Genomic DNA, 9,707 nt, shown 5'->3' on the forward strand with positions numbered 1-9,707 from the left:
TCTGTGGCCGGCCCGCGATCGTCCCGCCCCCGGCGAGGTCGAGCTGCTGGTGATGGACGTGGGGCAGGGCCTGGCCGTGTGGGTGCGCACCCGTCACCACCGCCTGCTGTACGACGCCGGCCCCGCCGCGGAAGGGGGATTCGACGCCGGCGAACGGGTGGTGGTGCCGACCCTGCACGCGCTGGGCGAGGCCGGACTTGACCGGCTGCTGCTCAGCCATGGCGACCGCGACCACGCCGGTGGCATGCCTGCAGTGCGCCGCGCCTTTCGCGATCCACCATTGCAGGCGCCATCGGGTGCAGTGCCCGCCATCCAGCTGCCCTGCAGCAGCGGCGAGGCCTGGCGCTGGGACGGGGTGGACTTCACCGTCCTGCATCCGCCGCCGGGCGTGGACTACGCAGGCAACGCCAGCAGCTGCGTGCTGCGAATCCAGACCGCGCATGGCGTGGTGCTGTTGACGGGCGACATCGGCCAGCGCGAGGAGGCCATGCTGGTTGCCACGGTACCGGCCGCGCTGCGCGCCGACGCGGTGCTGGTGGCGCACCACGGCAGTGCCGGCTCGTCCGGCGCCGACTGGGTGCAGGCGGTGTCGCCCCGCCTGGCCATCGTCTCGGCCGGGCATGGCAACCGGTTCGGGCACCCGCGCCCGGACGTCGTGCAGCGCTGGCGGGCGGCCCCTGCCGAAGTGCTGAACACCGCCGACAGCGGCGCGCTGCGCCTGTGGCTGGGTCAGGAGGGGTTGCAGGTGCGCGAACAGCGTCTTTTCGAACGCCGTTGGTGGGATGCCGCGGAGCGGACGCGGTCGGCTGCTATCCTATCGGCGGTCATACAGGCGGCCAATGGGCCGGAGGGTTGAAACGTGTGGGAACTGGTCAAGGCCGGTGGCTGGCCGATGGTGCCGCTGCTGCTGTTGGGCGTACTGGCTTTGGCAATCGTCCTGGAGCGTTTCTGGACCTTGCGGCGTAACGAGGTCCTGCCCCCGGGGCTGGGCCAGGAAGTGCGCAACTGGGCCGCGCGCGGCAAGCTCGATCCGAATCACATCCAGTCGCTGCGGGCCAACTCGCCGCTGGGCGCGTTGCTGGCCGTGGCGCTGGAAGCGCGCAACCGCCCGCGCGACCAGATCCGCGAGCGCATCGAAGATGCCGGCCGGCATCTGGTGCACCGCATGGAGCGGTTCCTGAACGCGCTGGGCACCATCGCATCGGCGGGCCCGCTGCTGGGCCTGCTTGGCACCGTGGTGGGCATGATCCAGATGTTCCTGGGCATCCTCGACCACGGCGTGGGCGATGTGAACCAGCTGGCCGGCGGCATCGGCAAGGCGCTGGTGTGCACCGCCACCGGCATGATCGTGGCCATCCCGGCATTGATGTTCCATCGCTACTTCAAGGGCCGCATCGGCGGTTACGTGATCGAGATGGAAATGGAGGCCTCGGCCCTGCTGGACGCACTGGACGGCCGCCCCGGCGTCATGAACGCGGCACCGCGCGCCGGCACCGCGCCGGCGGCCGGCGCCGCGCCCGTCACGGCCAAGGGCTGACGGATGCGTATCCGCAACGACCGGGTCCAGGACGAGGTGCACATCGATCTGGTACCCCTGATCGACGTCATCCTCGTGCTGATCATCTTCTTCGTGGTCACCACCACCTTCGACGCGCGCTCGACGCTGCAGCTGCAGCTGCCGACCGCCAGCCAGCAGGACACCACCGAGCCGCCGCGCTCGCTCAGCGTGCTGGTCAACGCCGAAGGGCGTTACTTCATCAACGACCAGGAAGTGCTGCGCACGGACGTGGAATCGGTCAAGCAGACCATTGCCGCCGTTGCCGGCACCGACCGTGAGCAGACCGTACTGCTGCGCGCCGATGCCCGCACCCCGTACCAGGCCGTAGTGACCGCCCAGGATGCCCTGGGCCAGCTCGGTTTCCGTCGCATCGCCATCGCTACCGCGCCGGAGGTGCGTCCATGAGTAAACAACACGCGCCGGTCTGGCCGATCTACAAACGCCTGCTGGGCTACACCCGCGCCTACTGGGTGTTCATGGTGGCCGCCGTCATCGCGATGGTGGTCGAAGCCCTGGCCGGTTACCACTTCACCAAGCTGATGGAACCGCTGGTCAACCGCGGCTTCGTCAACCCCGAGCCGCGCATGGCGGTGATCCTGCCGCTGACCATCCTCGGGCTGTTCATGATGCGCAGCCTGGCCACGCTGGTCAGCGATTACGCGCTGGCCCGCACCGGCCGCAGCGTGGTGCGCGACCTGCGCGAACAGGTGCTGTCCAAGTACCTGCACCTGCCGTCGTCGCACTTCGACAGCGAAGCCACGCCGGTGATGGTCAGCCGCCTGAACTACGACACCGAGCAGGTCACCCAGGCCAGCGCCGATGCGCTCAAGACCCTGGTCGCCGACACCCTGACCATCATCGCCATGCTGGTGGTGATGCTGCAGATGAGCGTCAAGGTAACCGTGGCGATGCTGGTGGTGGTGCCGCTGATCGGCGTGATCGTGTCGTTCGTGGGCAAGCGCTACCGGCGCATCAGCCGCGGCATCCAGGACGGCATGGGCAGCATGGCGCAGACCGCCGAACAGTCGCTGGCCGCGCAGCAGGAAGTGAAGGTGCATGGCACCCAGGCGCACGAGATCTCGCGTTATTCGCGGCTGGCCAACCGCATGCTCGGCCTGAACATGAAGGTCGAAACCACGCGCGCGCTGGCGTCCAGCACCGTGCAGTTCCTGGCCGCGCTGGCGCTGGCCGTGATCGTGTGGGTGTCCACCCGCGAAGCGCTGGCCGGGCGCTTGAATGCCGGCCAGTTCATGGGCCTGATGACCTCGATGATGGCCATCATCCCGTCGCTGCGCCGCCTGACCAGCGTGCAGACCTCCATCTCGCGCGGCGTGGCCGCCGCCGAGCGCCTGTTCGGCATCCTTGACCTGCCGGTCGAGCGCGACGAAGGCAGCACCCGCGCCCAGCGCGTGCGTGGCGAGCTGTCTTTCCAGCACGTGATGCTGCGTTATCGCGAAGATACCGGCATCGCACTGGACGACATCACCTTCGATGCCAAGCCGGGCACGGTAACGGCCATCGTCGGCCGCTCCGGCAGCGGCAAGACCAGCCTCATCCGGCTGGTGCCGCGTTTCTATGAGCCCAGCGGCGGCCGCATCCTGCTCGATGGCGTGCCGCTGGACGACTACCCGCTGGCCGACCTGCGCCGCCAGGTGGCGATGGTCGGGCAGAAGGTCATGCTGTTCGACGATACCGTGGGCGCCAACATCGCCTACGGCATGGACGCCAGCGAGGAGCAGATCCGCGCTGCCGCCGAGGCCGCCAATGCGTGGGAGTTCATCGAGCGCATGCCGCAGCAGCTGCAGACCCCGGTGGGTGAGAACGGCGCGCTGCTGTCCGGCGGCCAGCGCCAGCGCCTGGCGATCGCCCGCGCGATCCTGCGCGACGCGCCGGTATTGATCCTCGACGAAGCCACCGCCGCGCTGGACAACGAGTCCGAGCGGCTGGTGCAGGATGCCCTGCAGCGCCTGATGCCCGAGCGCACCACGCTGGTGATCGCACATCGCCTGTCCACCATCGAACATGCCGACCAGGTGCTGGTGATGGACCACGGCCGCATCGTCGAGCGCGGCACCCACCGCGAGCTGCTGGCGCTGGGCGGGCTTTACGAGCACCTGCACAAGATGCAGTTCCGCGAAAGGCAGCCCTGATGGCGTCCAAGGGTTCCCAGACGCCGTCGTACTGGTACGACGGCAGTGCGATTCCGTTTGCCGCACGGCTGCTGGCGCCGGTGTACGGCGCCGTGGTGGCGCTGCGCCGTGGGCTGTACCGGCGCGGTTGGCGCAAGCGCCACGCGCTGCCGGTGCCGGTGATCGTGGTCGGCAACGTGACCGCCGGCGGTACCGGCAAGACCCCGCTGACCATCGCGCTGGTGGACCGCCTGCGCGAGGCGGGCTGGAAGCCGGGCGTGGCCAGTCGCGGTTATGGGCGCGAAGAGGCCAAGGTCCCGCGCTGGGTCGAGGCGAGCACGCCGACGGCGTTGGGCGGCGACGAACCGGTGCTGATCGCGTGGAAAACCGGCGTGCCGGTCCGGGTCGATGCCGACCGCGTGGCCGCCGGCAACGCGTTGGTCGAGGCGGGCTGCAACATCATCGTCTGCGACGACGGCCTGCAGCACTACCGGCTGGCGCGCGACATCGAAATCGAGGTGGTGGACGCACAACGCCGCTACGGCAACGGCCGGTTGATCCCGGCCGGGCCGTTGCGCGAACCCGCCGAACGCGCGCGCGACTGCGACTTCCGCGTGGTCAACCTGGGCCAGGCCAGTGCCGATCCGTCCGCGCTCGCCTCCTGCGGGTTCGGCGAATGGGCGATGCAGCTGCATATCGACAGCGCGCAGCCGCTCAGCGGCGGCCGTGCCCGCGCGTTGTCGCACTTCCGTGGCCAGCGCGTGCACGCCGTGGCCGGGATCGCGCACCCGCAGCGCTTCTTCGACATGCTGCGTGCGCACGGCATCGGGGTGGTCCCGCATGCCTTCGCCGACCACCATGCGTATCAGGCGGCGGACCTTCGCTTTGGCAGCGAACTGCCAGTGCTGATGACTGAGAAGGACGCGGTGAAGTGCAAGGCGTTCGCCAACGAATGGCATTTTTCGGTGCCGTTGTCTGCCGATCTTCCCGCCGCGTTCTGGGTCAACCTGCTGGACCGCGTGGACAAACTCGGCAAGCGCTGAGCACCGCGTTTGCGGCACACTGGCGGCCATTGTTCCCGTGTATTGCCGAGAGGTCCGCATGAGCCAGCCCGTCGATTTCGTCGTCGCCATTCCGGCGCGCTACGCCGCCTCCCGGCTGCCCGGCAAGCCGCTGCGGCTGCTCGGCGGCAGACCGCTGGTGCTGCGCGTGGCCGAACGCGCGCTGCTGGCCGGTGCGCGCGAGGTCTGGGTGGCCACCGACGATGCGCGCATCGCCGATGCCCTGCAGGGCCTGGACGGCGTGCAGGTGGCGATGACCGCCGCCAGCCATGCCTCCGGCACCGACCGGCTGGCCGAATGCGCCCGCCAGGCCGGCTGGTCCGATGACACCGTGGTGGTGAACCTGCAGGGCGACGAGCCGTTCGCCCCGGCCGAGGGCATCCGCGCGGTGGCGGAAGCTCTGGTCTACAGCGGTGCCGCCATGGCGACCCTGGCCACCCCGGTGGAGGATGCCGAGACCCTGTTCGACCCGAACGTGGTCAAGGTGGTACGCCAGCAGAACCTGGACGCGCTGTACTTCAGCCGCGCTCCCATTCCCTGGCACCGCGACGCCTTCGCGCAGTCGCGCGAGCGCCTGTCCGGGCCCCACTGGCTGCGCCACATCGGCATCTATGCCTACCGGGCCGGTTTCCTGCAGCAGTTCGCCGCGTTGCCGCCGGGCACGCTGGAACAGCTGGAATCGCTGGAGCAGCTGCGGGTGCTGGAGGCCGGCCACCGGCTGAGCGTGGCGCTGTCGCCGGCCGCCTTCCCGCCGGGAATCGATACGCCCGAGGACCTGGCGCGCGCCGAAGGCTGGCTGGCCCGCCGCGAAATTGACGGTGGCACGACGGTTGCATGACGCCCAGTCCGGCATAATCAGCGCATGAACGTACAGCCCGTCCAGGATCTGCCCGAATTTGCCACGTGGCTCAATGCCGCCCCGACCACCCTGACCGAACTGCGTGGTCGCCCGGTGGTACTGGCCTTTGTCAACGCCGCCTCGGTGTGGTGCGCGCACCGGCTGGCCGAGCTTGGCCAATGGCAGTCGCGCAACCCCGGCAAGCTGCAGGTACTGGTCCTGCAGGTGCCGCGCTTCGACTTCGAGCGCGAACCGGAGCAGGCGCTGAAACTGCTCCGCCGACAGGGCGTGACCGTGCCGGCGCTGCTGGATGCCGATTGGGACGGCTGGCGCCGGTTCAACGTGGCGGCTTGGCCGACCTTGGTGCTGCTGGATGCACAGGGGCGTGAGGTCGACCGCCTGGTCGGCTTCGGCGAGGAGCTGGATCGTGCGCTCAATGCACTCTGCCAGGGGACGTCCAGCCCGCTGGATGCGGACGCATCGCGCCAGCGCGAGCTGCATCCCGAGCCGCGCCTGCCGTTGCTGTTCCCGACCGCGCTGGCGGTGAGCACCGAGCGGCTGTACATCGCCGACAGCGGCCACCATCGCATCCTCGAGTGCAGCCATGCCGGGCGGGTGCTTCGCCAGTTCGGGATGGGCACCGCCGACATGATGGATGGCGGCCCGGGCGAGGCCGCGTTCAACCGGCCGCAGGGCCTGGCCCTGGAACGCGAGTGGCTGTACGTCGCCGACACCGGCAACCATGCGTTGCGCCGGATCCACCTGCTGACCGGGCAGGTCGACACCCTGTGCGGCAATGGCCGTCCGGGCGAGCCGCGCGAAGGCGCGGTGGGCGACCCGCGCCAGACCCCCCTGAACCATCCGCAGGGTCTGGTAGTCGCCGACAACCAGATCCATATCGCGATGGCTGGCGACAACCGCATCTGGAGCTATCACCTGGGCCAGCGCACGTTGTCCTGGCGCGCCGGCTCCGGCGCGATCGACGAGCGTGACGGCAGCGGCCACCTGGCCGCGTTCGCGCAGCCGGCCGCGCTGGCGGCGGTGCAGCAGGTGCTGTACGTATGCGACGCGCTGGGTTCGTCGATCCGTTCGATGCAGCTGCGTGGCGACCTGGTGCAGACGCTGGTGGGGCAGGGGATGTGGTCGTTCGGGGAACAGGATGGCCCGCGCACCACTGCCCAGCTGCAGTACCCGCAGGCGATCGCGATGAACCCGGATGCGCCCGTGCTATGGATCGCCGACGCCGGCAACGGCCGACTGCGCACCCTGCGCCTGGGCGGCGGCGAACTGAGTACCGTGGCGCTGCCGCGGCGGCTGCATGGTCCGGCCGGGCTGGCCTTGGGCGGCGGTGCGGTGTGGATCGCCGAGACCGATGCCCATGCCGTACTGCGTTTCGACCCGGTGAGCGGCGTACTGAGCGACGTGCCGATCAGCGAATGACCCTCACTACCGCTCCGGCCTTCGATGGAAAGGCATTCGCGGCCCACCTGAGCACCGCGCCCGGCGTGTACCGCATGTACGCCGCCGACGACACCCTGCTGTATGTCGGCAAGGCCCGCGCGCTGCGCAACCGCGTGGGCAGTTACTTCAATGGCGCGCCCAAGACCGCGCGGATCATGTCCATGCTGTCGCAGGTCGCGCGCATGGATGTGACCGTGACGCGTTCCGAGGCTGAAGCGCTGCTGCTGGAAAACCAGCTGATCAAGTCGCTGTCGCCGCGTTACAACGTCTCGCTGCGCGACGACAAGACCTATCCCCACGTGCTGCTGACCCGCGAAGACTGGCCGCGCATCGCGCTGCACCGCGGGCCGCGCGCGGTGCCGGGCCGGTACTTCGGTCCGTACCCGGGGGTGACCGCGGTGCGCGAAACGCTCAACCTGATGCACAAGCTGTTCAAGCTGCGCAGCTGCGAGGACAGCGTGTTCCGCAACCGCTCGCGACCGTGCCTGCAGTACCAGATCGGCCGCTGCAGCGCGCCGTGCGTGGACCTGGTGGCCGCCGACGACTACGCCGAATCGGTGCGGCGTGCCTCGATGTTCCTGGAAGGCAAGAGCGACCAGCTGGCGCGCGAACTGGGTACGCAGATGCAGGCGGCCAGCGAAGCGCTGGAATTCGAGCAGGCCGCGCGCCTGCGCGACCTGGTCACGTCCCTGCGCAGCATGCAGACCCGCCAGTACGTGGATGGCCGCGCCGCCGACCTGGACGTGCTGGCCTGCGCCACGCAGGGCGCAAGCGCCTGCGTGATGCTGCTGGCGTTCCGCGATGGCCGCAACATGGGCACGCGGCCGTTCTTCCCGCGCACCAATGGCGAGGAAAGCGCGGACGAAGTGCTCGGCGCTTTCGTGTCGCAGTACTACGCCGAACATTCCCCGCCGCGCGAGATCCTGCTGGACCGCGAGATTCCCGATGCCAGCCTGATCGAATCGGCGCTCAGCGCCTCGGCCGAGGCCAAGGTGCAGCTGAAGTGGAACGTGCGCGGCGAACGGGCCGGTTATGTCGAGCTGGCCAGCCGCAATGCGCAGATCACGCTGGTCAGCGAGCTCACCAGCCGCAGCGCCCAGCATGCGCGCAGCGAGGATCTGCGGCAGATGCTCGGCCTGGCTGAGCAGGTCAAGCGCGTGGAGTGTTTCGACATCAGCCACACCATGGGCGAAGCCACCGTGGCCTCATGCGTGGTGTTCGATGCCAGTGGCCCGGTGCGCAGCCAGTACCGGCGTTTCAACATCAGCGGGATCGAACCCGGCGATGACTACGCGGCCATGCGCCAAGCCATCGACCGTCGCTTCCGTCGCGCGGTGGAAGAGGAGGGCGTGCTGCCGGACCTGCTGCTGATCGACGGCGGCGCCGGCCAGTTGGCCCAGGCGCAGGCCGCACTGGCCGACCTCGGCGTGGAAGGGGTGATGCTGGTGGGCGTGGCCAAGGGCGTGGAGCGCCGCGCCGGACACGAAGCGCTGGTGATGCCCGATGGCCGCGAGCTGCGCCCCGGCGCCGCATCACCGGCCCTGCAGTTCATCCAGCAGGTCCGCGACGAAGCGCACCGGTTTGCGATCACCGGCCATCGGGGCCGCCGGCAGAAGGCGCGCATGACCAGCAAGCTGGAGGACATTCCCGGCATCGGGCCGCGCCGGCGCGCCAGCCTGCTCAAGCATTTCGGCGGGCTGGTCGGCCTGAAGGCGGCCGGCGAGGCGGAAATCGCCAAGGTGGAGGGCATCAATGACGCCCTTGCCGCACGCATCTACGCTAACCTTCATGGACTGCCCACGCCCCCTGCGGCCGGCGAGTAGAGAGACGCAATGAAGTTGACCCTCCCCACCTGGCTGACGTTGCTGCGGATCGTGATGATCCCGGTGCTGGTGCTGGTGTTCTACCTTCCCTACACCTGGACCAATTTCGCCTCGGCGGCGATCTTCGGCATCGCCGCGCTGACCGATTGGCTGGATGGCTGGATCGCCCGCCGCTACGACCTGGCCTCGGCGTTCGGCGCCTTCCTCGACCCGGTTGCGGACAAGCTGATGGTGGCCGTGGCGCTGTTCCTGATCGTGCAGGGCCACCCCACGCCGTGGATGGCATTCTGGGCCGCCGTCATCGTCGGCCGCGAAATCGCGGTGTCGGCACTGCGCGAATGGATGGCTGAAATCGGCCAGCGCGCGAAGGTGCGGGTGGCCCTGATCGGCAAGATCAAGACCACCGCGCAGATGGTCGCGCTGCTGTGCCTGTTGTATTCGGTGGCGCCGAACACGCCGGTGTCCGATATCTGGATGGGCGAACCGGTATTCCATGTCGGCGACTGGACCCTGGCGATCGCTGCGGTACTCACCCTCTTCTCCGGCCTGCAGTACCTGCATGCGGCGTGGCCGAGCCTGCGCGAGGACGAACGCGCCGCACGTGAAACCGCACGCCTGAAAAAGAAGGGCTGAGGGCTGTTGACAGCACCGCGTTTGGCTGTAGAATTTCGCCTCCCAAGCGGGAATAGCTCAGTTGGTAGAGCGCAACCTTGCCAAGGTTGAGGTCGCGAGTTCGAGTCTCGTTTCCCGCTCCAGATTCAAGAAAAAAGCGACCCTCGGGTCGCTTTTTTTCGTTGGTGGCCGCGCTTCATTCCCGCTTCACCGGCACTTCATGGA

At 68.9% G+C, this 9,707-nt stretch carries 9 protein-coding genes and 1 tRNA gene; all 10 read left to right on the forward strand.

All coding sequences use genetic code 11. The features are described from left to right. A partial coding sequence (locus ACQG3P_RS15070) for a ComEC/Rec2 family competence protein (RefSeq protein ID WP_426805524.1) occupies window positions 1-856 on the forward strand: 856 nt, incomplete at its 5' end. Window positions 857-859: 3 nt separating this feature from the next. Continuing rightward, window positions 860-1,537 carry a MotA/TolQ/ExbB proton channel family protein gene (locus ACQG3P_RS15075; protein ID WP_095364023.1) on the forward strand — a complete coding sequence of 226 codons (678 nt, stop codon included), beginning with the start codon at window positions 860-862 and terminating at the stop codon, window positions 1,535-1,537. A gap of 3 nt (window positions 1,538-1,540) precedes the next feature. Further along, window positions 1,541-1,963, forward strand: a complete 423-nt coding sequence (locus ACQG3P_RS15080) for an ExbD/TolR family protein (protein WP_068850743.1) — start codon at window positions 1,541-1,543, stop codon at window positions 1,961-1,963. After that, window positions 1,960-3,708: a lipid A export permease/ATP-binding protein MsbA gene (gene msbA, locus ACQG3P_RS15085; RefSeq protein ID WP_095364024.1), complete on the forward strand. Its 1,749-nt coding sequence runs from the start codon at window positions 1,960-1,962 to the stop codon at window positions 3,706-3,708. The genes ACQG3P_RS15080 and msbA overlap by 4 nt, the downstream gene beginning before the upstream one ends. Continuing rightward, entirely contained in the window at window positions 3,708-4,730 is a 1,023-nt protein-coding gene (gene lpxK, locus ACQG3P_RS15090) for a tetraacyldisaccharide 4'-kinase (protein ID WP_426805525.1), read from the forward strand. Before msbA ends, lpxK begins: the two co-directional genes overlap by 1 nt. 58 nt (window positions 4,731-4,788) lie before the next feature. Continuing rightward, window positions 4,789-5,586 carry a 3-deoxy-manno-octulosonate cytidylyltransferase gene (kdsB, locus tag ACQG3P_RS15095; RefSeq protein WP_095364026.1) on the forward strand — a complete coding sequence of 266 codons (798 nt, stop codon included), beginning with the start codon at window positions 4,789-4,791 and terminating at the stop codon, window positions 5,584-5,586. Between the two features lie 24 nt (window positions 5,587-5,610). Next, entirely contained in the window at window positions 5,611-7,026 is a 1,416-nt protein-coding gene (locus tag ACQG3P_RS15100; protein WP_426805526.1) for a hypothetical protein, read from the forward strand. Further along, window positions 7,023-8,870, forward strand: a complete 1,848-nt coding sequence (gene uvrC / locus ACQG3P_RS15105) for an excinuclease ABC subunit UvrC (RefSeq protein WP_095364027.1) — start codon at window positions 7,023-7,025, stop codon at window positions 8,868-8,870. Before ACQG3P_RS15100 ends, uvrC begins: the two co-directional genes overlap by 4 nt. Before the next feature lie 9 nt (window positions 8,871-8,879). Continuing rightward, the gene (gene pgsA, locus ACQG3P_RS15110; protein ID WP_068850761.1) at window positions 8,880-9,503 is read left to right on the forward strand and encodes a CDP-diacylglycerol--glycerol-3-phosphate 3-phosphatidyltransferase; all 624 of its coding nucleotides are present in this window, start codon (window positions 8,880-8,882) and stop codon (window positions 9,501-9,503) included. Window positions 9,504-9,549: 46 nt separating this feature from the next. After that, window positions 9,550-9,625, forward strand: a tRNA-Gly gene (locus ACQG3P_RS15115). Window positions 9,626-9,707: the final 82 nt, after the last annotated feature.

This window comes from Stenotrophomonas sp. SrG (assembly GCF_050031795.1).
GTDB classification, from domain to species: domain Bacteria; phylum Pseudomonadota; class Gammaproteobacteria; order Xanthomonadales; family Xanthomonadaceae; genus Stenotrophomonas; species Stenotrophomonas rhizophila_A.

What these genes read in the sequence shown, in the direction of transcription:
- ACQG3P_RS15080 (WP_068850743.1), top strand. Translation starts at nt 1,541, where the DNA reads ATGCGTATCCGCAACGACCGGGTCCAGGACGAGGTGCACATCGATCTG.
- msbA (WP_095364024.1), top strand. Translation starts at nt 1,960, where the DNA reads ATGAGTAAACAACACGCGCCGGTCTGGCCGATCTACAAACGCCTGCTG.
- lpxK (WP_426805525.1), top strand. Translation starts at nt 3,708, where the DNA reads ATGGCGTCCAAGGGTTCCCAGACGCCGTCGTACTGGTACGACGGCAGT.
- kdsB (WP_095364026.1), top strand. Translation starts at nt 4,789, where the DNA reads ATGAGCCAGCCCGTCGATTTCGTCGTCGCCATTCCGGCGCGCTACGCC.
- ACQG3P_RS15100 (WP_426805526.1), top strand. Translation starts at nt 5,611, where the DNA reads ATGAACGTACAGCCCGTCCAGGATCTGCCCGAATTTGCCACGTGGCTC.
- uvrC (WP_095364027.1), top strand. Translation starts at nt 7,023, where the DNA reads ATGACCCTCACTACCGCTCCGGCCTTCGATGGAAAGGCATTCGCGGCC.
- pgsA (WP_068850761.1), top strand. Translation starts at nt 8,880, where the DNA reads ATGAAGTTGACCCTCCCCACCTGGCTGACGTTGCTGCGGATCGTGATG.